17 protein-coding genes and 2 tRNA genes are annotated in these 23,431 nt (G+C 69.6%); 9 read left to right on the forward strand and 10 right to left on the reverse strand.

Annotated elements, in window-relative coordinates:
* Positions 1-346: 346 nt before the first annotated feature.
* Both HFP15_RS24555 and HFP15_RS24560 read right to left on the reverse strand, forming a co-directional pair.
* Positions 347-922, reverse strand: coding sequence for a CBS domain-containing protein (locus tag HFP15_RS24555; RefSeq protein WP_168519086.1), 576 nt, complete (start codon positions 920-922; stop codon positions 347-349).
* A 172-nt stretch (positions 923-1,094) separates the two neighbouring features.
* Entirely contained in the window at positions 1,095-1,988 is an 894-nt protein-coding gene (locus HFP15_RS24560) for an ATP dependent DNA ligase (protein ID WP_168519087.1), read from the reverse strand.
* A 529-nt stretch (positions 1,989-2,517) separates the two neighbouring features.
* Here HFP15_RS24560 and HFP15_RS24565 point away from each other — a divergent pair.
* The 6 genes from HFP15_RS24565 (at position 2,518) to HFP15_RS24590 (ending at position 10,928) form a co-directional block, all read left to right on the forward strand.
* On the forward strand, positions 2,518-3,438 hold the full coding sequence (locus tag HFP15_RS24565) for an EamA family transporter (protein WP_168519088.1): 921 nt from the start codon (positions 2,518-2,520) through the stop codon (positions 3,436-3,438).
* A gap of 26 nt (positions 3,439-3,464) precedes the next feature.
* Entirely contained in the window at positions 3,465-7,280 is a 3,816-nt protein-coding gene (locus HFP15_RS24570) for a non-ribosomal peptide synthetase family protein (protein ID WP_312871733.1), read from the forward strand.
* The gene (locus HFP15_RS24575; RefSeq protein WP_168519089.1) at positions 7,277-8,005 is read left to right on the forward strand and encodes a DsbA family oxidoreductase; all 729 of its coding nucleotides are present in this window, start codon (positions 7,277-7,279) and stop codon (positions 8,003-8,005) included. The genes HFP15_RS24570 and HFP15_RS24575 overlap by 4 nt, the downstream gene beginning before the upstream one ends.
* Positions 7,983-8,507, forward strand: coding sequence for a DoxX family protein (locus HFP15_RS24580; RefSeq protein ID WP_168519090.1), 525 nt, complete (start codon positions 7,983-7,985; stop codon positions 8,505-8,507). Before HFP15_RS24575 ends, HFP15_RS24580 begins: the two co-directional genes overlap by 23 nt.
* A gap of 130 nt (positions 8,508-8,637) precedes the next feature.
* Positions 8,638-10,083, forward strand: a complete 1,446-nt coding sequence (locus HFP15_RS24585; protein WP_210717795.1) for a serine hydrolase domain-containing protein — start codon at positions 8,638-8,640, stop codon at positions 10,081-10,083.
* Positions 10,080-10,928 (forward strand): alpha/beta fold hydrolase, encoded by an 849-nt coding sequence (locus HFP15_RS24590; RefSeq protein ID WP_168519091.1) that lies wholly within the window; start codon positions 10,080-10,082, stop codon positions 10,926-10,928. The genes HFP15_RS24585 and HFP15_RS24590 overlap by 4 nt, the downstream gene beginning before the upstream one ends.
* Positions 10,929-10,937: 9 nt before the next feature.
* Here the strand turns inward: HFP15_RS24590 and HFP15_RS24595 are convergent, their stop codons facing one another.
* The 5 genes from HFP15_RS24595 to HFP15_RS24615 form a co-directional block, all read right to left on the reverse strand.
* Positions 10,938-11,378, reverse strand: coding sequence for a DUF2457 domain-containing protein (locus HFP15_RS24595; protein ID WP_168519092.1), 441 nt, complete (start codon positions 11,376-11,378; stop codon positions 10,938-10,940).
* Positions 11,375-12,592 (reverse strand): glycosyltransferase family 87 protein, encoded by a 1,218-nt coding sequence (locus HFP15_RS24600; RefSeq protein ID WP_312871734.1) that lies wholly within the window; start codon positions 12,590-12,592, stop codon positions 11,375-11,377. Before HFP15_RS24600 ends, HFP15_RS24595 begins: the two co-directional genes overlap by 4 nt.
* Entirely contained in the window at positions 12,589-14,742 is a 2,154-nt protein-coding gene (locus HFP15_RS24605; RefSeq protein ID WP_168519093.1) for a transglycosylase domain-containing protein, read from the reverse strand. Before HFP15_RS24605 ends, HFP15_RS24600 begins: the two co-directional genes overlap by 4 nt.
* Before the next feature lie 221 nt (positions 14,743-14,963).
* Positions 14,964-15,911 (reverse strand): M56 family metallopeptidase, encoded by a 948-nt coding sequence (locus tag HFP15_RS24610; protein WP_168519094.1) that lies wholly within the window; start codon positions 15,909-15,911, stop codon positions 14,964-14,966.
* A 9-nt stretch (positions 15,912-15,920) separates the two neighbouring features.
* Positions 15,921-16,352: a BlaI/MecI/CopY family transcriptional regulator gene (locus HFP15_RS24615; protein ID WP_246271983.1), complete on the reverse strand. Its 432-nt coding sequence runs from the start codon at positions 16,350-16,352 to the stop codon at positions 15,921-15,923.
* Positions 16,353-16,449: 97 nt separating this feature from the next.
* Between HFP15_RS24615 and HFP15_RS24620 the strand changes: the two genes are divergently transcribed.
* Complete coding sequence (locus HFP15_RS24620) at positions 16,450-17,025, forward strand: phosphatase PAP2 family protein (RefSeq protein ID WP_168519095.1); 576 nt, start codon at positions 16,450-16,452, stop codon at positions 17,023-17,025.
* 19 nt (positions 17,026-17,044) lie between these two features.
* On the opposite strand, the gene HFP15_RS24625 is transcribed toward HFP15_RS24620, so the two are convergent.
* A complete protein-coding gene (locus tag HFP15_RS24625) occupies positions 17,045-21,004 on the reverse strand; it encodes a Pls/PosA family non-ribosomal peptide synthetase (protein ID WP_246271984.1) in 3,960 nt (1,319 codons plus the stop codon).
* A gap of 322 nt (positions 21,005-21,326) precedes the next feature.
* Here HFP15_RS24625 and HFP15_RS24630 point away from each other — a divergent pair, with 322 nt between their 5' ends.
* Positions 21,327-21,968, forward strand: a complete 642-nt coding sequence (locus tag HFP15_RS24630; protein WP_168519097.1) for a transglycosylase SLT domain-containing protein — start codon at positions 21,327-21,329, stop codon at positions 21,966-21,968.
* 427 nt (positions 21,969-22,395) lie between these two features.
* Here the strand turns inward: HFP15_RS24630 and HFP15_RS24635 are convergent.
* Positions 22,396-22,472, reverse strand: a tRNA-Pro gene (locus HFP15_RS24635).
* A 79-nt stretch (positions 22,473-22,551) separates the two neighbouring features.
* On the opposite strand from HFP15_RS24635, the gene HFP15_RS24640 reads away from it, so the two are divergent.
* Positions 22,552-22,625, forward strand: a tRNA-Gly gene (locus HFP15_RS24640).
* A 90-nt stretch (positions 22,626-22,715) separates the two neighbouring features.
* Here the strand turns inward: HFP15_RS24640 and HFP15_RS24645 are convergent.
* A complete protein-coding gene (locus HFP15_RS24645) occupies positions 22,716-23,414 on the reverse strand; it encodes a tyrosine-type recombinase/integrase (protein ID WP_312871736.1) in 699 nt (232 codons plus the stop codon).
* Between the last annotated feature and the right edge of the window lie 17 nt (positions 23,415-23,431).

Consider the following 23,431-nt stretch of genomic DNA (forward strand, 5'->3'; position numbering starts at 1 on the left):
GAATTCATTGTTCGGCACTGCCGTTCCGCCTTCGCCGAAAATCGCGGCATTCAGGCCGGACCGGCGCGCGAGTCCGTGACCCGGAAATGCGTATCCATTCAGGACCCCTCCCCTGCGGATCGGCGCACAGCCGTCTCCACGCAAGCCGGGGTCCCGGGCAGACCACTAGGGTAGAACGCCCCCCTGTCGCGCTGTCAAGGCATCGTCACGCACCGAAAACCGTAACGAAACACAACCAGGACGCAATTCCATGAATAGACGATCGACCGGGCACCGAGGGCACGGCCGCGGGGTGATCTCGGCCTTTTTGCCGGGTTCCGGAGTCCGTAGTGGACGAGCACCGCGTTCAGATCCTGGTCCGCAGCTCCACCCGCCGGACACCGGAGATCGTGTTCGCCAACACGGTGACCATCCGGCGTTCCGCTTCGTCGGCGAAGGCGCCGCTGATCGTGACCACTCCCCCGATCACGTCGACGTCCCACCGGTCCCGCTTACCCGAGTAGTCGATCAGCAGCTCGTGCAGCCGCGCCGCGATCTCGTCGTCGTGGCCGACCATCGGGCGCAGCAGATCGCGCCGGCTGATGACCCCGACGAGCACTCCGTCCTCGGCCACCGGCACGCACCGCAACCGGTCCGAGAGCATGTGCCGGGCGATCTGTGCGACCTCGGTGTCCATCGACACCACCTCGACCGGCGTGGTCATGTAGCTTCCCACCCGCTCATCGCCTGACTGGTCACCTTCCGCGCTCGCACCGCTGCGCAGCGCGTCGTACTCGGTGAAGATGCCGACGACCTGGTCGTCGGCGTCGACCACCGGCAGCGCGGCGAACCCGTGCTGGATCAGCAACGCGGCGGCCTCCCGCACGGGCGTCGACGGACCGACCCGCACGGGCGGCTTGCTCATGATCTCCCACGCGAACATCGTGCTTCTCCCATCGCCTGCCGGGACCCGGTACGGCCACAGTCGGCGCAGGCACCACCACGGCTGTAGGGCAGAAGGTCCTGATCGGGATGGCCCTTCGCGAGCATCTGAAAGGGGAGAATTTTCCTTGCCGTACAGGGAATGGAGATTTCGCAACCCGGCGGGAGGAGCGTCAGGCGTGTGGCGACAGCTGCAGGCGCAGCGACCCGCTCCACGCCGGGTCACGGGGATCGACGTCGGTGCGCAGCCCCCGCCACGACGGCTGCCGGATCAGGCCGTCGTGCCCGATCGCGCGGTAGTCGACGTCGGCGACGAGGGTCGGGCGGACCCAGCGCGGGCGTTCCCGTCCGCTCGCGGGAGGCCGGTCGCCGAACGGACAGCGCTCCGTGACCAGCTCACCCAGGATCGATCCCAGCGCGCGCCGCGACGCGTTGGTGAACCCGGTCGCGACTCGTCCGATGTAGACAAGCCGGCCGACGGCGTCGTAGACGCCGAGCAGGAGCGAGCGCACCCCGTCGTCCGCATCGTCCTCGGCGGGCAGCCAGCCACCGATGACCGCTTCGCAACCCCGCAGGAGATCGAGTTCGACCCAGTCCGGCGAGTCGTGCCCCGGCCGGTACGGCGCTGCCAGGCGTTTGCCGATGATGCCGGTCGCCTTGTGTACGCGGGCGAGTTGCGCGAGCTGCGCCGGTGCGAGATTGCGGTGGCTGGCCGCGACGTCGATCACCGGCGAGCGGGTGAGCGCGAGACTGGTGAGCAGCTTGCGCCGGACGACATACGGCTCATCCACGAGCTTCTGCCCGTCCACACTCAACACGTCGAAGGCATGGTAACGGGACCGGCGGCTGCCACCGGAGATCACACCGTCGAGCACCATGCGCCGGCCACCCAGATCGTCGGCCAGTCTCGTCAGTCCCGGATAGTCACGGGGCAGCGGAGCGCCGTCGGCGGCGAGCAGAGCGAGCCCGCCCGCGTCGAGCACGGCCAGCGCGCGGACCCCGTGCTGCTTCAGTTCCCAGGCCCAGCCCCGTTGGTTGATCGGCAAACGGCCCGGCACCGCCCTCATCGGACAAAGCGTGCGTGGCTGCTGTAGTCGCGTTGTCACGGTCAGGAATGCAAACACCCGAAAGGGTCCGGCAACGGTACGGAAGGTGAACACACGTTGCCATGGCGTGGAATCAGCCCGGTGACGTGGCGGTTGTCACCGCACACCAACGGCTTGGTCCCGCAAGCGTTTCCCGCAGGCCGAAATCATCGCCGGTTGCGCCGTCCGGCGGACACCCAGGACCGTTGAGCAGCTCTGTTCGGAGCAAGCTCGCAGTGTTCACCGGAAGTTGGTTTCGCGACGCGCCGGGACGTGGATACGCTGATCGACTTGCCGCGCAGGGCAAGCGGCCTCGGCGGTCACATCGCGTTGCTGTGCGGTTAACCCGGTGTTGCTTGTTCCCCCCTCAGGGCCTGGCCGACGATGAGCTGACACTTTTTCGGCTGACCGGCCGGCGTCCAGCAAAGGGCTCCGCGGATCGTTCTCACGATTCGCTCCGGGCGGTCGTCCGCCGATGAATCCACCTGCGTCGCGGGGGAAATGATCTCGGATGAGAAACAAGAACACGGTGCTGGACGCCTCGCTGACAGCACTGGCTCCGGCCGTCTGGGGCAGCACCTACCTGGTGACCACCCAGCTACTGCCACCGGACCGGCCGTTGCTGGCCGCCACCGTGCGGGCGCTGCCCGCCGGTCTCGTGCTGCTGGCCGTGACTCGTGTGCTGCCACAAGGAATCTGGTGGTGGCGCGCACTCGCGCTCGGCGTGCTCAACATCGGCGCGTTCTTCTGCCTGCTGTTCGTCGCCGCCTACCACCTGCCCGGCGGCGTGGCGGCACTGATGGTGTCCGCGCAGCCGGTACTGGTACTGCTGCTGTCGGCCCTGCTACTGGCGGAACCGGTCCGCCGACGGCACGTCGCGTCGTGTGTACTCGGTGCCGCCGGAATCGCGATGCTCGTGCTGCGCGCGGGTGCCGGCGTCGACACCATCGGTGTCCTCAGTGGACTCGGCGGTGCCGGCTGCATGGCCGCGGGGGTCGTGCTCACCAAACGGTGGGGCCGCCCGGCCGGGGTGAGCCTGCTCGCCTTCACCGGGTGGCAACTGACCGTCGGCGGTCTGGCCGTCGCACCGCTGGCACTGGTCATGGAAGGGCTGCCCGGCAGGCTTTCGGCCGCCAACATCGCCGGATTCGGCTACCTGAGCGTGATCGGCGCGCTGCTGGCCTACGCGATCTGGTTCCGCGGCATCGAACGACTACCCGCGCTCGCCGTGTCGTTCCTGGGTTTCGCCAGCCCGCTGGCCGCGGCCGTGCTCGGCTATGTCGTGCTGGGACAGAGCTTGTCGCCCGTTCAAGCGCTCGGCGCCGTGATCGTGGTCGCCGCCGTGGTGCTCGCCCAGCCCCGCCGTCCCCGGCCCGAACCGGTCACGATCCCGCCCGCCCCGTCCCGGACCCTGCCCACCTCGTCGTCCTGACCGGACACTCGCACGCTAGGAATATCGTGGAAACACTGCAGTTCAGCGTCCGCAAACCCGATACCCACGTCGGCGCGAACCTCCTCGGCCTGCTGCGGCGCCAGATGGCGTCCCGGCCCGACGCGATCGCGGTCATCCGAGGCGAAAAGTCCCTGACCTACCGCGAACTGGATCGCGAGGCCGCCAAGGTCGCGACCTGCCTGCACAACGCGGGCGTGCGGCCCGACGACCGGGTCGGGCTGTTCGTCGAACCCTCCGCCGACCTGGTCACCGGGGCCTGGGGCATTCTCGGCGCAGGCGCCGCGTACCTGCCGCTGTCGCCGGACTATCCCGAGGACCGGCTTCGTTTCATGATCTCCGACAGCGGCACGACGACGATCCTCACCCAGGAACACCTCGCCGAGCGCCTGTCGGCCATCGCGCCGCGCGGCACCACGATCCTGACCCCGCGCGACGCCCGTGACCACACCGGTTCACCGGTTCCGGTGCCCGCGCCGGGAAACCTGGCCTACGTCATCTACACCTCGGGCAGCACCGGACGCCCCAAGGGGGTGCTGATCGAGCACCGCAGCATCGTGTCCCAGCTGCGCTGGCTGCACACCGTGGGCTACCTCGACGTCGACACCGTCGTGCTGCAGAAGACCCCGATGAGCTTCGACGCGGCGCAGTGGGAGATCCTCGCCTGCGCGTTCGGCGCCCGGATCGTCACGGGTACCCCGGGAATCCACCGGGATCCACACGGCATCCTCGCGGCGATCACCGAGCACGACGTGACCACCCTGCAGGGCGTACCGACCTTGCTGCAGGCGCTCGTGGACACCGAAGAGCTCAGCCGGTGCACCTCGCTGCGGCGGGTGTTCTCCGGCGGCGAGGCGCTGTCGCGGCCGCTGGCGCGCCGGCTCACCGGCGAACTGCCCTGGGCGTCGCTGATCAACCTGTACGGGCCGACCGAAACCACGATCAACGCGACCTCCTGCCTGGTCGACCCGCAGGCGATCAGCGACGGCTCCGGGGCGATCCCGATCGGCTTTCCCGTCGACAACACCCAGTGCTACATCCTCGACGAGAACCGCTCCCCCGCGGACATCGGCGAGATCGGCGAGCTCTACATCGGTGGCACGCAACTGGCGCGCGGCTACCTCAACCGGCCCGACGTGACCGCCGAACGGTTCGTGCAGTCGCCGTTCGTGCCGACCGACCGGCTGTACCGGACCGGCGACCTGGCCTACTGGAACCCCGATGGCAGCATCCAGTTCGCCGGGCGCACGGACAACCAGATCAAGCTTCGCGGCTACCGGGTCGAACTGGACGAGATCGGGCTGGCGATCGAGGAGCACAGCTGGGTCCGGCGTGCCGCGGTCCTGGTCACCGAGGACACCCGCACCGGCTCCGACAACCTGGTGGCCTGCGTCGAGCTGAACCCGAAGGAAGCCGCCCTGATGGATCAGGGCAACCACGGCGCCCACCACCAGTCCAAGGCGAGCCGGGTGCAGGTCAAGGCTCAGCTGTCCGGCGCCGGTGTCCGGGAACTGCCAGGGAAACCGGTGCTGCCGCTGCCCGGGCGAGCCGAGACCGAGCGGCAGCGCCGGACCGTGTTCGCGCGCAAGACCTACCGGCACTACGACAGCGGCCAGGTGACCCGGGCCGAACTGCGCGAGTTGCTGGAGCAGCGGCCGCCCCGCGGCGAGTCGCGCGGCCTCGACGAGCTGACCTTGGCCGAACTGGGCGAGCTGCTGCGCTGGTTCGGCCAGTTCCACAGCGAGGAGCGGCTGCTGCCGAAGTACTCCTACGCCTCCCCCGGCGCGCTGTACGCGACACAGCTCTACCTCGACACCTCGGGCGTCGCGGGCCTGGAACCCGGCATCTACTACTACCACCCCGTCGAGCACGGCCTGGTGCGCGTCGGCGATTCCGGCCGGTGGCCGGGCACCGGCCTCGCCGTGCACCTCGTCGGCCACTGGCAGGCCATCGAATCGGTGTACAAGAACAACATCGCCGAGGTGCTGGAATTCGAGGCCGGGCATCTGATCGGCGTGTTCGAGGAGGTGCTCGCCGACTACGGCCTCGACATCCGCCCGCTCGGCCACGACACGTCCATTGTGGACGCATTGGGTGTCCCGGCGGAAGACCACTACCTCGGCACGTTCACCATCGCCGCCGACGGCGGCGGTCCCCGCCCTGACGCCACCGAGCTGTACGTGCAGGCTCATCCCGGCCGGGTCGCCGGACTGGCCGCGGGCCAGTACCGCTACGCCGACGGCGAGTTCGTCCCGGTCTCCGACGACCTGGTGCAGGCGCGGCACGTGATCGCGATCAACCAGCGGGTCTACGAGCAGGCCGGGTTCGGCATCTCCGCGATCAGCCGCGCCGAAGCGCCGTGGCTGGAATACATCTGCCTGGGCACGAAGCTGCATCACCTGCAGCGCAACGATCTCGGGCTCGGCCTCATGTCGTCGGGCTACAGCTCCAAATCCGGCCACCCGCTGCCCGCGGCGCGCCGCATCGACGAGATCCTCGCCGCCGCGGGCCAGACCCCGGGCGCGTCGTACTTCTTCCTCGGCGGACGCGTGAGCGACGAGCAGATCCGCAGTGAGGGCATGGCCGAGGACGCGATCCACATGAAGGGCCCGGCCGAGATCATCAAGGACGACCTGGCCAGGCTGCTGCCCGACTACATGATCCCGAACCACGTTCTGGTGCTGGACGAACTGCCACTGACCGCGAACGGCAAAGTGGATCGCAAGGCGCTCGCCGCGTCCGAGCGGGTGAGCACGGCACGCACCGCGACCCCCTACGTCGCACCGGCCACCGAGACACAGCGGCGGCTCGCGCGGCTGTGGGGCGAGACGCTGAACTACGACGACGTGTCGATGGCCGACGAGTTCTTCGCCTCCGGCGGCAACTCGCTGACCGCGGTCACACTCGTCAACCGGATCAACCGGCGGTTCGGCACCGCCCTGCCACTCCAGGTGGTCTTCGGGCACCCGGTGCTGGCCGACCTCGCCGGCCGGGTCGAGGGCGGCACCGCGGACACGTCGTCGCGAATGGTGCGGCTCGACAACTCGGGCGAGGGCACGCCGGTGTTCTGCTGGCCGGGTCTTGGCGGGTACCCGATGAATCTCCGTGTGCTGGCAAGGGAAGCCGCGTCCGGACGACCGTTCTACGGGGTGCAGGCGCAGGGCATCAACCCCGGTGAGGAACCGTATCCGACCATCCGCGACATGGCCGCCGCGGACGTCGCGGAGATCCGGCGCCTGCAACCGGCCGGACCGTATTCGTTGTGGGGCTACTCCTTCGGCGCGAGGGTCGCGTTCGAGGCGGCGTGGCAACTGGAGCGGATGGGCGAGCGTGTCGAGCACCTGTTCCTCATCTGCCCGGGCAACCCGAAGGTCCGTGGCGCGCACGCCTTCGGCCGGGAAGCCGGTTTCACCGATCCGGCCTACCTGACGATCCTGTTCTCCGTCTTCGCGGGCACGATCAGCGGGCCGGAACTCGCCCGGTGCCTTGCCACCGTGTCCGACGAAGACGGTTTCGTCGCCCACGTCCACGATCGGTACCCCGCGCTGGACGAGGAAACCATCCGCCGTATCACCCGGATCGTGGCCAGGACGTACGAATTCGAGTACAGCTTCCGCGAACTCGCCGAACGCCGGCTCGACACGCCCGTGACGATCTTCAAGGCCACCGGCGACGACTACTCGTTCATCGAAGGGCATTCGGGCTACTCGGCCGAGCCGCCCACGGTCGTCGACCTCACCGGTGACCACTACGCGGTGTTGAAGGAATCCGGCGTCGGCGAACTGGCAGCGGCGATCCGCCACGCGCTGCGAGGAACCGCATGACCGCCGAGATCCCCTGCCCGCCGGGCACGATCGTCGTCTACTCCGATATCGGCTGCCCCTGGGCGAGTCTCGCCTTGTCCGGGCTGCGCAGCGCCGGGACGGGAGGCGGTCTCGTGATCGAGCACCGGGCGTTCCCGTTGGAGCTGTTCAACGAACGCGGCACCCCGAAACCGATTCTCGACGCGGAGGTCGCGGTCATCGCCTCGACCGTGCCCGAACTCGGCTGGAGCCCGTGGCGCCGCCCGGACTCGGAGTACCCGGTCACGATGCTGCCCGCGCTCGAGGCGGTCCGCGCGGCCCGTGAGATCGACGGCCCGCACGGCGCCGACCAACTCGACGCGGCACTGCGCCAGGCGTTCTACGCAGACAGCCGGAACATCTCGCTCGTCACCGAAATCCTCGCCGTGGCAAGGCAATGTCCGCTGCTCGACGCCGACCGCCTGGAGCACGACCTGCGCCGGGGAACCCACCGCAACGCGCTGTACGAGGACTTCGAGATCGCCTCGACCGACCTCGTGCGGGGCAGTCCGCACGTGTTCCTGCCGGGCGGGCACGACGTGCACAACCCCGGAGTCCGCTTCGGCTGGAGCGCCCCGTACGGCAAGGGATTTCCCGTCATCCACGAGTACCGGCCCGGCGTGTATCCCGAACTCGTCGCCGCCGCATCCGTTGTGCCCCACGAAGAAAGGGAGAAGGAGAACAATGTCCACGACCGTCTCGGCTGAAACGACGGCCACCACCACCGCCTACCGCACGCCACAGGTCGACCTGGCGCTGCTGCTGGTCCGCATCGTCCCGTTCGGCGTACTGGCCGTGTTCGGCGCGCAGAAACTGTTCGGCGCCTTCGGCGGCGGGGGCCTGACCGCGACGGAAGCGTCGTTCGCGCAGATGGGCTACCACCCGCCGCTGTTCTTCGCGCTGCTCGGCGGCGGCTGCGAGTTCGCCGGCGGCCTGCTGCTGCTGTTCGGCGCGCTCACGCCACTGGCCGCCGCGATGGTCATGGGCGTCATGATCAACGCCTTCGCCGCGGTGGCCGACAAACCGCTGGAGACCGCGGCGCTGCCCGTCATCCTGCTCGTGATCGCGGCCGCATTGGCCTTCTCCGGCCCCGGCCGGTTCTCCCTCGACGCCGGACGGCCGTGGCAGCGCACCGGCTTCACGTGGGGCGGTGTGAGCGTGGCGCTCGCGGTGGTGACGGCGGGCGCCTCCCTGGTGGTCGCCCACTGACCTGCCCGCTCGCGCGGCCGGTTTCCCGGAAACCGGCCGCGCGACCGTCTTTTCGTAGGGACGAAGGGCGGTCCCGCGCGCGACGTTCGGCCCTGTGCCGGCCTCGGCCCGCTGGGGTGTCGTGGGCGGCGTGACCGCATCGACCACCTCGGAAAGCGCGCATTCGGCCGGCGTTGTCGGCGAACGGATCGGCGGCCTGCTCAATCGTCATCCCGCCGTCGGTATGGCGCTCGGCGTGGTCCGCGACGGCGCGCTGGAGTTCTTCCACGGACACGGGTTCGCCGACCTGGAGTCCCGGACCCCGGTCACCGAGGACACCGTGTTCCGGATCGGCTCGCTCACCAAGACGATCACCGCGATCGCGATACTGCAGCTGCGCGACCAGGGCCTTCTCGACCTCGACGCGCCCGCCGAGCAGTACCTGCGCGCGTACCGGCTCATTCCCGCCGCGGCACGGCACCGGCCGCCGACCGTGCGGCATCTGCTGACCCATACGGCCGGGCTGGCCGAACTGCTGCACCCCACTCGCGCGCTGAGCCCGGTCCTCGGCGAGACGGTGCCGTTCGGTCGGCGGGTTCCGCCACTGGCGGAGTTCTACCGCGGCCGGCTCCGGCTGGTGGCCGAGCCCGGCACCACGTTCACCTACAGCAACCACGGGTTCGCCACGCTCGGCCAGATCATCGAGGACCTCACCGCGACCCCGCTGGACCGCTACCTTCGCGAGCACGTGTTCGAGCCGCTCGGCATGACCCACACCGACCTCGGCCGATCCGCACGGGTCAGTGCGCGCCTCGCGACCGGGTACGAGTTGCGTTCACGCGGTCCGCGGCCGGTCGGCGACGTCGAACTGGTGACCTCGGGGGCCGGCGGCGTCTACTCGACCATGCGCGATATGGCGCGCTACCTCGCCGCGCTCCAGGGACGCGGGAGCGACATCCTGCCCGCCGCGACGCTGGCCGAGCTGTTCACACCGCACTACCAGCCCGATCCGCGCTTGCCCGGTATGGGGCTCGCGTTCTTCCGCCACGACCTCGGCGGGCATCCGGTCGTCGAGCACGACGGTGTGATGCCGGGGTTCAACTCGCTGATATCCCTGGCACCACATGACCGCACCGGGATCGCGGTGTTCACCAACGGCGCGCACGGTGCCCACCTGTGGCTGGGCACCGAGGTCGCCGGGATCCTCCGGCGCCTGCTCGAGGTAGCCGACCCGCACGTCCGGACCGGCCTCGCGCACCGCCCGGAGACCTGGAACGAACTGTGCGGCTGGTACTCATTCCGCGGCTCGCCACGGGACGTGCAGAAGTGGTTCATCGCCGGAGCGCGGGTCCTCGCGCGCCACGGCAGGCTGGTCCTGCGCCCCGTCACGCCGATCCCCGCGCTGGCCCGGGGCCTGCCGCTGCACCCGGACGACGACGCGGACCCGTACGTGTTCCGGGTCGACCTGTCCGCGTTCGGCCTCGGCACCAGCCGGGTGATCTTCACCCGCTCCCCCGGCGGCGGCGTCTCGGCACTGCACCTCGAGTTCGCGCCGATGTCGTTCGACAAACGAGCACGAGGAAGGACACCGGCATGACCATGGCGATGCCGATCCGCGATGTGTCGCTGAACGTGCGGGTCGTGGGCAGCGGGTATCCGCTCGTGCTCATGCACGGCGGCCCGTCGGCCGATCTGTGGACGTTGTCCGCGTTCCGGCACCTGGCCGGGCAGTTCACGCTGATCTTCTACGACCACCGCGGCAACGGACGCTCCACCGGGGCCGCGGAATCCATGACGTGGGAGAACCTGACCGCTGACGCCGACGCGCTGCGCGCGCGGCTCGGGTTCGCCCGGTGGGCGGTTCTGGGCCATTCCTTCGGCGGTCACGTGGCGCTCGAGTACGCGCTGCGCTACCCCGATCGGCTGTCGCAACTCGTGTTGCTCGACACCGGCGGCGACAGCCGCTGGGCCCGGGAAAACGCGTCCCAGGTGTTCGCCGAACGCGGCCTCGGCGAAGAGAACGCGGGCCTGGTCCGCCGCTGGTTCCACGGTGACTTCGAGGCGAACGAGTACCGCCGGATCTTCATGCGGATCGGAAAGGCCTACAACTACCGCCCGCTGCTCGGCGCGGCGCGCATCCTGCTGCACGGCGCATGGCGCTCGAAATCGCGGCCGGACGCGCTCATCTTCGCGGGCCGCCGGTTGCTCGACGGCTGGACGGTGATGGACCGGCTCGGCGAGATCACCGTCCCCACGCTGGTCATTGCCGGCCGGCAGGATTTCGTGTTCCCTCCGCAGTCCCAGCGCGCACTGGCCGACGCCATCCCGGGTGCGCAGCTGCGGATCATCGACCGGGCCGGGCACAACCCGCACGACGAGCAGACCGACGCCGTCATGACGGCCGTCCGCCAGTTCCTCACGGCGACGACACCGACCGCCTGACGAGCGGCATTACTGCCGGCGCTGAGGCGGCCGGCGTGCGGGAGCCTGGGATGTGCTGCGGGGCGCGGGTGGCACCGGCGTCCGGTTGACGCGGGCGTCGAAGAGCACCAGCGCGGCGGAGAAGGCGACCCCGACCACGCCGATCCACACGTTCCCGGCGATGACGGCCAACCCGACGCCCACGATGAACAGCGGTCCCGCGGCGATCCAGCAGAAGGGATCGACGCGGCCGAGCTGCCGGCTCGTACCCCGGTTCTGCGGTGCGCGCTCGGCAGGCCGCGCGGGTGGAGACGGCCGCATCCCGGCCCGCGCGGGCGGGGGCGGCCGCATCCCGGCTCGTGCGGGCGGAGGCGGCCGCATCCCGGCTCGTGCGGGCGGAGGCGGCTGGTAGCGGCCGCGCTGGCCCTGCCCGGCGTCGCCGGGCCGACGTTGGTTGTGGTCGTAAGTCATGCGGCCAGCTCGAAATCTCTGTCGATCTTGGTGGTGGATGCCGGTGCGGGGCGCCGCGTGAGGTACCGGACGCCTGTGACGGCGAGCAACGCGATCGCGGCGAGCTGGTAGGAGCTTCCGGCGATCTTCTGGGCCACGGACCAGATCGCGGGATTCTGCGGCATCAGGTAGTGCGGCGCGAGCCAGATGACCGCGACGGCGATTCCGCCGGTGATCAGGAGCGGCCCGTGGTGCCGCCGGTAGCCCTGTATCAGCACGACGGCCGCGGTCGGGAGCGCGAGAACCCATTGGTGCGACCAGGAAATCGGTGCGACGAGTTGCACACCGGCCGCGTTCACGCCGAGCGCCAGCGGCAGGTTGTTCTCGGCGACCGCGCGTTTCGTGCCCAGCACCGTCAGCACACCGACGGCCGCGACCACGAGCACGCCGGTCACGGTCAGGGCGGTGCCGGAGACACCGAGTTTGGTGAGGCTGGCGAACACCGATTCGTTGGCCAGCGGGCCGCCGATGCGCATGTCCGTGGCGTGCAAGACCCGGTTGGTCCAGTAGAACCAGGAATCACTGGGCGCCAGTACCGCGGTGAACACGGTCAGCGCCAGAAACGTCAGCGCGCTGGTCCACATCGCGCGATAGTCCTTGCGGAGCAGGAAGATCAGCACGAAACCGGCCGGGGTCAGCTTGATCGCGGCGGCGATACCGACGAGCATTCCGCGCGGCCAGCGGGTGTTGGGCACCAGGCAGTCCAGCGCGACCAGCGTCATCAGCAACACGTTGATCTGGCCCCAGAAAATCGTGTTGGCGACCGGGTGCCCGACCAGGAGCGCGATCGCGGCGGCGACGACTTTCCAGCGCCGGTCGAGCAGTGCCCGCAGCCACGGGGCGCCGGCGCGGTAGGCCAGCACCAGCGGGATGAGGGCGAGCACGGTCGCCGCGGTGAGCAGCCGGAACCCGATCCACGGCGGCACGAGCGCCAAGGGGGTGAACAGGATCGCCGACGACGGCGGGTAGGTGTAGGGCAGCGGACCGGCGATGGTGGACACCGGAAGCTGGGTGTAGATCGAGTGCCCGTGCAGGAAGGTGACCGCGCCGAGGCGGTAGATGTCGGCGTCGCCGAGGTCTTTCGGCATCCCGTGCGCGATGGCCGACAACAGCACGAGCAAAGCCACGGCGGGCAACGCCGGGACGCACCGTGCCTTCAGTTGCGTGATCGTCACTGGGAACTCCCGATGTTGCCCGGCGCCGCGCTTGTGGCCGCCTGTGTCGGCGACGCGGTGCCGGTGGCGCTCGGGCACGAGACGACGCACGTCGAGGTCGGCGGGCCCCCCTTGCGGCGCGACGAGGATTCCGTCGTCGTGGGGGTGTCCGTGGTGGGCGTGCCGGCCGGGCTCGGCGGCACACTCGTCGTCACGTCGGACGTCGCGGTAGGCGCGGCGACTTCGGCCGCTGGCGCACCGGGGAAGGCTTCGACGGGCTGGCCGGACAGATAGGTGTTCATGAAGTCCTGCCAGATGTAACCCGGTTCCTCACGGCCGTAGACGTCGTAACCGTGATTGCTGCCGATTCCGTTGTGGTAGTTGCCGTAGATCGGCGCGGGTTGCTTCTTGTTGCCGAACCACACCGCGGTCACCACCTGCGGGGTATAGCCGACCATCCACGCTTCGGAGTTGTGGCCGCTGTTGTTGAACTGCGCCGTGCCGGTCTTGGCGGCACTGGGCCGGCCGCCGCGCAGACCGTCCATAGAGGACGAAGCGACGTCGGTCATCGACGCGGTGACGGTGCGGGCGACGGTCGAGCTCGTACCGGCGTCACCGAACGCGGGCCGGGCCTGGCTGTCGAACTGGTACAGCGGCTGCCCGGTGTTGTCGATCACCTTGGCGACGAAATGCAGCGGCAGGTACTTCCCGTCGTTGGCGAACGTGGCGTAGCCCTGTGCCTGGTCGATCGGCCGCACCGGGTACTGGCCGATCGAGATGCCCAGTTCGGTGGTGCCGGTGCCCTTGCCGGTGGCGGGGTCGTCGTTCTGCAACGAGTCGAACGTGCTGCCCAGCGAGGAGGTGATCTGCTTAGGGATTCCCGCATCCCACGCGGCCTGGCGGACCGCGCCGACGCCGGCCTGCGCGCCCATCCGGTAGAACACGGTGTTGACCGATTTGGTCATCGCGTCCTTGACGGTGATCTGGCTCGCACCCTCGCCGTCGGAGTTGTGCACGAGCTGCCCGTCGATGGTCTGGTTGTCGCTGCCGTCGTAGACGGTGTTCAGCCCGATCTGGCCGGGTTGGGCCTGCAGACCCGCGGCGAAGACGTAGGGCTTGAACGACGAGCCCGGTTGTTGCGGCGTCATCGCGAGGTCGTAGGACGTGGAGCCGTCGCCGCCGTAGTAGGCGACGACGCCGCCGCTGGTGGGATCGGCCGAGACCAGCGCGGCACCTTCGTCGGGGTACTGGGTGTCCGCGGCCGTGATCTTCGAGACGGACTGCTCGGCGTCTTTCTGGGCGTCCGGCCGGATCGTGGTGTAGATCTTCGCGCCCGAGCGGGCCAGATCCTGTTCGGAATAGCCCTTCTGGTTCAGCTCGGCCATGACCGCGTCCACCAGGTAACGCTGATCCGGGGAGTTCTGGCCGGTGGTGTGGCCGGTGTCCGGAAGCGGAGCGGGGAAGGCCGCCGAGTCGTGTTCGGCCTGCGTGATCCAGTGGTTGGCCAGCAGCCGGCCCATCACGTAGGTGTAGCGCTCCTGCTCGTAGGCGGGACTGTCCGCGTAGCCGGGTAGCTGCACGAGCCCGGCCAGCAGCGCGGCCTGCTCGGTGGTCAGCTTGCTGACGTCCTCGTTGTAGAAGGCCCGTGCGGCGGACTTGATCCCGTACGCCCCCCGTCCGAAATAGACGGTGTTGAGGTATGCGGTGAGAATGTCCTGTTTGGAGTACGTTCGCGTCATTTTGTACGACTGGACCGCTTCGACGATCTTGCGGCTGAACGTCGCCTGGTTGTTGCCGGTCGCGTTCTTGATGTACTCCTGGCCGATCGTGGACCCGCCGCCGGTACCGCCGCCCAGCCGGTTGAACACCGTGCGCACGATCGCTTTCAGGTCGAAACCGGAGTTGGTCATGAAGGTCTCGTCCTCGGCGGCCATCTGCGCGTTCTTCATCGACGCCGGGATCTGGTCCCACGTCGCGAACTGCTGGCCGTTCGGTGCACCCGTGGTGGTGCCGAGCACCGAGCCGTCCGAATAGTACAAAGTGACCGGCTGGTTCTCGCTCGCCGCGAGCGAGGTCGGGTCCGGCACGCTCACGAGCTGATACAGGACGATGAACGCGATCAGCGGCCCCAGCACGGACAGTCCGATCAGGACATACAGGCTCCGCCGCACACGACGCCAGATCCGCCGCCTGCGTGCCGGCGCGTCCGGCGACGGCGCTCGAGTGCCCGGCCGAGAAGGCCCACCGGATGGACGGCTGGCACCCGCGCGCGGATAGCCGGGTCTGTCATGCACCGATCGATCTCCCCGCACCCTGTGAAACGGCCACCACGAGCCACCGGACGAACTTCTACAGCGACTGTAGTAGGTGTCGTGTGAAGCCGGAGTTCGGGCTACGGCTTGCCCGCCTGCGCGAGTTCGAACAGCGCGTGCAGGTCGCGCACCGTCTCGGCGCTGGAGAGGACCGCCAGCGCCACAACACCGAGCACGACGGCCAGCAGGAGCCGCCGCCGGGGCGGTGGCGCGGCCAGCAGCGCGGCGACCCGGCGGGGAACGGGACCGGCCCCGCGCAGCCTCGCCATCGCCCCGGTGGCGATGCCCAGCGCCACGGCCGGTGCGGCGGGACGGCGGCGGGTGAGCAACGCGGCCTTGCCGATCGTGCGGGCGACCAGCCTGCGGTCGCCGACCTCGCGCGCGGCACGTTCGTCGGCCCAGCGTTCGGACGTGTAGCGCACCGCCGCGGCCAGGGGCCACAGCAGCGGGTTCGTCACGGCCGCGAGGTAGGCCACCGTCACGAACACGTGGTGACCGCAGCTCAGGTGGGCACGTTCGTGAGCCAGCAACACCCGGCGTTCCGGTTCGTCGAGCGCGTCGAGCATCCCGGTCGACACCACGATCCTGCCGGGAAGGCCCGGCATCGCGTAGGCATCCGGGACCTCGTCGTCGAGTATCACCACCCGCGTCGCGGGGTCGACGGGCAGCCGGTGCGCGGTGCGGGCCGCGGCCACCAACGCCCGGACGCGACGCACCAGGGCACGACCCGCGGCAGCGAGCACCACGACCAGCAGCACGCACGCGACGAGGGCCTCCGTCGTGGAGGCGGGGTCGTCGCGGCGGAGCACCCGCACCGACCAGTCGCCCACCGAGGCCAGCAGCGGGATCTGGCCGACCTCCGTGGCGGCCAGCGCCGTCAGCGCGAGGCCGCTGGCACCGGCGAACCCGACCGTGGCGATCGTCAACAGCCACGTCGCCATGCGGGGATCGAGCCGGGCCGCCAGCCACCGGGCCGACAGCGCCGCCGGCAACGGCAACGTCAGTGCGAGATAGACCGCGACGCGCATTGGCCTGACCTACTCTCTCGAACCGGCGCCGGTATCGGGGTCGCCGAGCAGCGCGCGCAACCGCCGCTCGTCCGCGGGCGAGAGATCGTTGACGAAGGTGGCCAGCACGGCTTCGTGGTCGGCCTGGTCGTCCAGCACACGGCGCATCCGCCGGGCCGCCAGCGCCGAGTCCGCGACCGCCAGATAGGCGAAGGCGCGCCCGGTGCGGTAGCGCTCGACGGCGCCCTGTTCGTGCAGCCGGGACAGCGTCGTCACCACCGTGCTGTAGGACAACGGCCCGGTCCCCGCCGCACTGAGCCGCCGCTGCACGTCGGCCGGTGTCAGCGCCGCCGTGGCCTGGCGCAGCACCTCGAGCACCTGCCCGGACAACTCGCCCGCACGGCGTCGCGCCGACCGCCCCACGTTCTCGCCGCCGTCTTCCCTGCCCGACTGGGAGCCCAAACCGCCCTCCTCGTTCGCCCACGGGTAGCGTAGAACTTCTACAGCGGTTGTAGTAGACCAGGGCGTGGACGGCATGAAAACGGACGAGGGCGGACTCATGACAGACATCAACGCGTTCGCGCGGGCGACCCCTTGGCTGCACGGCATCATGTACGGCTACGCCACCTACGGTGTGGCGTTGTTCGCCGTGTTCCTCGTCGCCGGGCTGTGGCTGGCTCGCCGCAGCGGCGACCCGGCGAGGATGGCGGCAGCGCTGTGGGCGGGGGTGGGCACGCTCGTCGCGGTGGGAGTGAACCAGCCCATCGTGAACGCGGTACACGAGGCCCGGCCCTACACGACGACGCCCGGGCTGCTGGTGCTGGCCGACCGCTCCACCGACTACTCCTTCCCCAGCGACCACGCGACCATGGCCGGCGCTCTCGCGGTCGGCCTGCTGCTGGTGCATCGCCGGCTGGCCGCGGTGACCACGGTGGCCGCGCTGCTGCTGGCGTTCTCCCGCGTCTACATCGCCGCCCACTACCCCAGGGACGTCGCCGTCGGCCTCATCCTGGGTGGCCTGGTGGTGCTGGTGGGCTGGTTCCTGATCCGCCGCCCGGCCACGGCCCTGATACGCAAGCTGGAGACCACACCGGTGCGCCGCCTTCTCACGACCACACCGGCGGAAACCAGGTAGCGAGACGGCCGGGCTTCGATCACCGCGGCGACTCGGCGCGAGCCGGGATGCCCTGCCACGCAGTGCCGGCAGGCAGGTGCTCGCCCTTCATGACCAGCGACATCGCGGCCACCGTGGCGCCCTCCCCCACGGCGCTGTCGTAAAGCACCACCGAGCGCGCTCCGAGGCTCGCGCGGGCATCGATGTCCACAATGGACATCTTCATGACGCGGTCCTCGAACAGATGGGTCTGCAACGAGGTGGCCGCCCCGACACACGCGCCGTCGCCGAGGTGAACGAGGTCGAACTCGGTCAGATAGGTCGTGGTGATCCAGCAGCGCTTGCCGATCTTGGCACCGAACAGCCTCAGCGCGGGACCCAGCAGCGGCGTTCCGGTCAGTGAACCGAGCAGGGCGGGCACCGCGGCGGTCTCGTACAGTGCCGTGACGAACTCGGTTCGCCGTACGAAGCGGCTCCACAGCGGTTCGACCCGCGGCCGGTACCGCCCGACCACGAGCCACTTGATCATCGCCACCGCCACGACCACGGCCAGCCCGCTGAGCAGGGCCGACACCGGCGCCAGCAGGACGGCGGCGACCGCACCGGCGATCCGGGTGACCCACAGCTCGGCCAGCAGCAGCGCATAGCCTGCCGCGGCCAGCAGGCAGCCGGGCAACACGATGCGGAAGAACTCGATGACCAGCCGTTCGAGCACGCGCATCCGGGTCGGCCGGAAGGTCAGCTGCTCACCGAACGTGCCACTGTCCTGGCGCCGGGGCAGGTGGATCGGCGGTGCGCCGAGCCAGGACGTTCCGCTGGGCACAGCGCCATCGGGCGCGCGAGTGTGCACGCCGATCAGGCATTCGTCGCCGACCGTGGCACCGGAGCGCAGGAACGCGGCGTTTCCGAGGAACGAGCGATGCCCGACGCTGGTGGCCCCGAGCGCGATCTGGCCGTGGCAGTGCGTTGCGGCGCCGACCGCGGCCATGTCGGCCACGAAGCTCTCGGCGCCGAGGGTCAGCAGGTCCGGATCGAGCTGCGCGGCGGTGGACACCTCCGACCGCGGCCCGATTCTCGCGCCCAGGGCGCGCAACCACCAGGGGGTGTACAGGGTGGCGTACAGCGAGTTCGTCGCCGCCAGGCCTGCTTGCAGAAGCTTGTCCACCACCCACTTGCGAAGCCCGAACGCGGAGGCGGCCCGGTGGACCCCGGGTGCGGTGGAGGGCAGCACGATCCGCTTGACGGCCGCGATCACCACGCACGTCGTGGCCACCGACAGCGGTCCGGCGAGCAGGCAGGCCCACCAGCCACCGGCCACACCGTGCGTCAGGTACGCCCAGCTGCCCAGCACCACCGACGGCACGAGGAAAATCAGCGGAAGCAGTTCGACGAACAGCCAGGCGGCCGCGTACCCGGCGCGCAACAGAGGCGACATGCGCCCGGAGGGCCGCGCTCGCATGTCGGCGACCAGCGGATCGACCTGCGCGCAACGCCGGGAGGGCGAGCCCGACCAGTACTCACCGGCCGGAATGCGCTGGCCCGCCGCCACCACCGACATCTCGCCGAGGCTCGCCCCGGTGCCGAGTTCCGCACCCGGCTCCACCACGGCGTTCGCGCCGACGAACACGCCATCGCCCAGCACGACCGGCGCGATGAGCAGCCGGTTGTCCGTGACGCGGAAGGGCTGGACGTGCGCACCGTAGCCGATGCTCACGTCGTCGCCGATGCTCAGCAGCGACGGCACGGACACGTTCGCGCTCGCGAGCTGGCAGCGGCGGCCGACCCGCGCCCCGAGCACGCGCAGATACCACGGCAGGAGAGGGGAGCCGCTCATCGTCTGCAATGGAGCCACCGCGAGCAGGGCCAGCGACAGCCACAACCGGAAGTACATGACGCTCCACAGTGGATACTCACCGCGCTTCAGCCCCCCTGCCAGCAGGCGAATCCCGAGCACGGGAAGCACGAACCGGCCGACCACATAGGTCACCGGGGCCACGGCCACGAGCGTCCAGACCGTGCTGGCGGACAGTACACCGCCGGACAGGCCGAGAACGGTCGCCACCGGCGCCCCGAACACCAGCAGCAGCACCCCGATCGCGCCCAGCTGCGCACTGCCGCAGCCGGTCACACGCGGCGTCTCGGAGGGCCCTGACCGGACGTGCCGTGGCGCGGGCGTCCGGTCCGCCAGCCGGCGGGCCAGGCCACGAATCGTGGGGTGGGCATAGATGTCGGCGACCGAGACCTCCGGCGCCAGGCCACGTTCGCGCAGCTGCGAGGCAGCGCGGGCGGCGAGCAGCGAGTGCCCGCCGACGTCGAGGAAGAAGTCGGCCTCGACCGACACGGCGTCCGGTGTCGTGCCGAACAACTCGGACCACACCCGCGCGATGGCCCGTTCGGCACCGGATTCCGCGGCCACGACAGCCCCGCTCCGGCCGGCGAACCGCTGCCCCGACGGGTGCGGCAGCCGGGCCCGGTCCACCTTGCCGCTGGGCATCGACGGGAGCACGGGCAGCACCTCGACGAACCCGGGAACCATGACCCCGGTCAGCCGCTGCCGCAGCACCTGGTGCAGCCGTGCGATGAGCGCGGCCTGATCGTGCTCGGCGTCCGGCGTGAAAGCCAGGTATGCCACCAGATCCTCGGTCGGCGTGTCAGGATGCGGCGCGACGGCGGCTCCGGTGACGGCCGGATCTTCCAGCAGGACGCTTTCAATCTCTTGCAGGTCGATGCGGTGGCCGCGGATCTTGACCTCGCTGTCGGCACGACCGAGGTACTCGATCTCCCCGTTCGCCAGCACCCGGCCCAGATCGCCCGTGCGGTACAGCCGTCCGCCACCGCTGATTCGCGGGTCCTCCAGGAACCGTTCGCCGGTCAGCTCCGGCCGGTTGACATACCCCCGTGCGACACCCGGCCCGCCGATGCAGATCTCCCCCACGGCACCGGCGGGGACCGGGCGCAGATCGTCGTCCAGCAGCACGATCCGGTACGTCGGCAGGGCCCGGCCGATGGTCACCGGCCTGCCGGGAAGCAGCTCACACCAGGTCGCGGTCACCGTCGCTTCGGTGGGGCCGTAGGTGTTGAGCATTCTGCGGCCCGGACGGCTCCACCGCTGCACCAGCTCCGCCGGGCACGCCTCGCCACCGACGAGTAGTGCCCGCACACACGGGAGATCGCGGTCAATGGTGGCCAGGACGGTCGGCACGCAGTACAGGACCGTGACGCGCGCACGGTCCAGGAAACCGGCAAGCCCCGCCCCGATGCGGTCGGCTCCGGCCGGCCCGGCGATCAGCGCCGCGCCCGCCGCCCAGGTCGGCCAGATCTCCTCGATCGAGAAGTCGAAAGCGATGGTCATGCCCTGATACACGCGGTCGGTGCGGCGGACGCCGTAAACCTCCGACACCACGTTGATGAAGTTGCAGATGCTCGCCTGGCTGACCTCGACGCCTTTCGGCCTGCCCGTCGATCCCGACGTATAGATGACGTAGCACGACTCGTCGTCGGGCGGCCACAGACGCGGCCTCGACGGGCTCTCGCCCGCCAGCTCCGCCCCGAGCGCCTCCGGCCGCAGCACCGGGCAGGAGACGCCATCCGCCACCGGAGCGAGCTCGCCGGACACCAGCAGCAGATCCAGCGCGGCGTCCGCCGCGATAGAGGAAACGCGGTCGGCCGGCGCCGCCGGATCGATCGGGACGAATGCCGCGCCCGTCTTGAGCACGGCCAGCAGCGCCACGTACAGATGCGTCGACCGCGACATCAGGATCCCGACCCGTGCGCCGGCCGCGGCACCGTGACGCCCCAACAGATGCGCCAGGCGGTTCGCACGCTCGTCCAGCTCGAGGTAGGTCAGCTGTTCCGCACCGCACTCGAGGGCGACGCGATCCGGCGTCTGGTCACAGGCCTGCTCGAAAAACTCGTGCAGCCTCGCCGGTGCCGTTCCTTCGCGCCACGCTTCGGCGGTGACCGCGGCGTACTCAACGGACGTGGTCAGGTTGTCGGTCAACGAATATCCTGTCGAAATCTGTGACATTCAGCCGGAATGCGCTGAATTCAGGCGAATTCGCACACCGGCCGGCAACTGGTTCGCCGATGTCCTACCAGCCCCGAAGTTAAGTCTTCGCTTGATCCGCCAGCACCCGGGTGGCAACGAACACACAAGCACCGGACAACGGGCCACGAGAAAGACCATTATGGACAGACGGAAGGACGTGGATCACCCATTCGAGTGGACGCGTGCGCCCCATTGCCATCTACTCCGGACGCGGACGGCGCGCTTTTCTCATGAAGTAGCGTCATGCCCGGTAACCGCACCGGAAGGGGCAGCCATGCGTCAGCGCAATCGGTGGTGGCTCGTCGCATGCGCGCTGGTTCCCCTGGCCGCCGGATGCACCGTGACATCCGGCTCGGCGGGCCCTGGACCGGCGACGACGACGAGCCGGCCCAGCGCACCGGCCACCAGCTCCTCGGCCGTCGTGGCGACCCAGGATCCGGCGCGGTTCGCCGCCCAGGTCGTCGCGCACGCCAAGGAAGCCGGAGTCGACCCGCACCTCGTCATGGCCATCCTCTACAACGAGTCCTACAAGCCGCACGACCCCGCGCTGGAGCGAGCTTGGCAACGGCTCAACCCGGACGCCGCCTTCGGTATCGCGAACATGCACCGCGCCACGTTCGACGAGACCAAGCAAGGACACTCCTTCGCCGGCCGGGACTGGCAGGAACTACCCGACGATCCGGACCTGGCCATCCAGGCCGAGGCGTGGTACCTCCACGACCTCGCCACCCAGCTCCCGGCCCACCCGTCCGGCCGCTACACGACCGGCGAGCTGCTCGCCCTCGGCTACAACACCGGCCCCGGCAACATGAAGGCGTTCGCGCGCGGCACCGCACCCGGTGCGCAGGCCCAGTCCTATGTAGACAACCTGCGGAGCAACTGGACCAAGGCAGGCGAAGCCATCGCACGCGGATGAATCACGCATCCTCGCACCATTTCCGTCAAGGAAACGTCAACAAGTGCGCGGCCGCCCAGAGCTCTGCAGCGGACTTGACGTACAAAGCGACAACGTCTTCGTGAGTGAAAGACAGGACTGAAATCACCCTGCTTGAGACAATCCCGGACGTGACTCTTCGTAACCTCGCTCGACTCATTCCGGGGCCCGCCAGTGCGGCCACCGTGCGGCATCGGTGTGGGTGCGGATCCGTCCGGCGTGATCTGTTCTCTGCTCGGAGTGACCGAGCCCACTCGTCGATCTATGACTGAGACGGTTCAGGGGCTCGTTCGAGGTGTTTGAACGGCACGTCAAAATTCTCCAAGCGGAGGGTCTCTGAGCGCCGCGCCAGCTCCCGAACCGCGTCCGACGGTCCGAGAAGGGGGTAAACTCGCAGGTCAAAGGCCTATGGTCGGGATGACAGGATTTGAACCTGCGACCCTCCGCTCCCAAAGCGGATGCGCTACCAAGCTGCGCCACATCCCGTCCGCCCGGTGGGGCGGTGCGATCACTCTAGCGTGGCCCGCTAGACTGGCGACGCGCACCGGGGCTGCCGGTACCGCATGCGGGCGTAGCTCAATGGTAGAGCCCCAGTCTTCCAAACTGGCTACGCGGGTTCGATTCCCGTCGCCCGCTCCATCTCTCCGACCCAGGTCGGCGGCATATTTCGCGCGGCGGAACCCGATCTTGGGGACCTCCGCTCGTCGCGTTCGTGCCATTCCCGTGCCATTAGCCCACTGGGGCTGGAGCACCAGTGGCGCCGTCATCCGGACCGTCGTCAGGCTTCTGCCCGGCCGTCCGGTACTGCTGCACCCGCGCGTTCAGCTCCTCCGCGATCTGCCGGTCACGCGCGCTCGTCGCGTGCTGATAGATCATCGCCGCCCGGACTGTGCTCTGGCCCATCCGCTGCATGAGCTCACGCGTGGTCGCCCCGGCCTCCGCCGCCATCTGGTTTCCCGTGTGCCGCAGGTCATGGAAGTGGAAGCCCTTGGGTAACCCGGCCGCGACAACTGCACGAGCCCAGTCCGTCTCGCGATGGAAGTTGCCCCGCCGTAGGACGCCGCCTCGCTTGCCAGTGAACAGCAGCCCGTCGCGGCCCGGCTCGGCGAACTCGGGCAGGTGCGCAACCAGGTCCTCCTCCAGGAACCGGGGGAGGGCCACCGTACGGACACCGGCCGCAGACTTGGTCGGCCCCACGACCAGCTCACCGTCCTGCATCTGCGCGACCTTCCGCGAGACCCGGACCACCATGTTCTCCCGGTCGATATCCCGGACCAGCAGGCCTACCAGCTCACCCCAGCGCAGCCCGGAGAAGGCCGCTAGGTCATGTCTGACAATGTGTTGGTCCAGGTGATCACGGCGTGGAGTACGACGGCCGCGCGGTAAACGGTGGCGAGTTTGTCGAAGCGGGTGGCGATGCCGCGCCAGTGTTTGAGCTGGTTGAA

It is taken from the genome of Amycolatopsis acididurans (assembly GCF_012328925.1).
GTDB classification, from domain to species: Bacteria; Actinomycetota; Actinomycetes; order Mycobacteriales; family Pseudonocardiaceae; genus Amycolatopsis_E; species Amycolatopsis_E acididurans.

Bases quoted from the DNA above. Each gene is read 5' to 3' on its own strand.
- HFP15_RS24575 (WP_168519089.1), top strand. From the start codon at position 7,277: ATGACCGCCGAGATCCCCTGCCCGCCGGGCACGATCGTCGTCTACTCC.
- HFP15_RS24580 (WP_168519090.1), top strand. From the start codon at position 7,983: ATGTCCACGACCGTCTCGGCTGAAACGACGGCCACCACCACCGCCTAC.
- HFP15_RS24620 (WP_168519095.1), top strand. From the start codon at position 16,450: ATGACAGACATCAACGCGTTCGCGCGGGCGACCCCTTGGCTGCACGGC.
- HFP15_RS24610 (WP_168519094.1), bottom strand. From the start codon at position 15,911: ATGCGCGTCGCGGTCTATCTCGCACTGACGTTGCCGTTGCCGGCGGCG.
- HFP15_RS24555 (WP_168519086.1), bottom strand. From the start codon at position 922: ATGTTCGCGTGGGAGATCATGAGCAAGCCGCCCGTGCGGGTCGGTCCG.
- HFP15_RS24590 (WP_168519091.1), top strand. From the start codon at position 10,080: ATGACCATGGCGATGCCGATCCGCGATGTGTCGCTGAACGTGCGGGTC.
- HFP15_RS24595 (WP_168519092.1), bottom strand. From the start codon at position 11,378: ATGACTTACGACCACAACCAACGTCGGCCCGGCGACGCCGGGCAGGGC.
- HFP15_RS24565 (WP_168519088.1), top strand. From the start codon at position 2,518: ATGAGAAACAAGAACACGGTGCTGGACGCCTCGCTGACAGCACTGGCT.
- HFP15_RS24560 (WP_168519087.1), bottom strand. From the start codon at position 1,988: ATGAGGGCGGTGCCGGGCCGTTTGCCGATCAACCAACGGGGCTGGGCC.
- HFP15_RS24630 (WP_168519097.1), top strand. From the start codon at position 21,327: ATGCGTCAGCGCAATCGGTGGTGGCTCGTCGCATGCGCGCTGGTTCCC.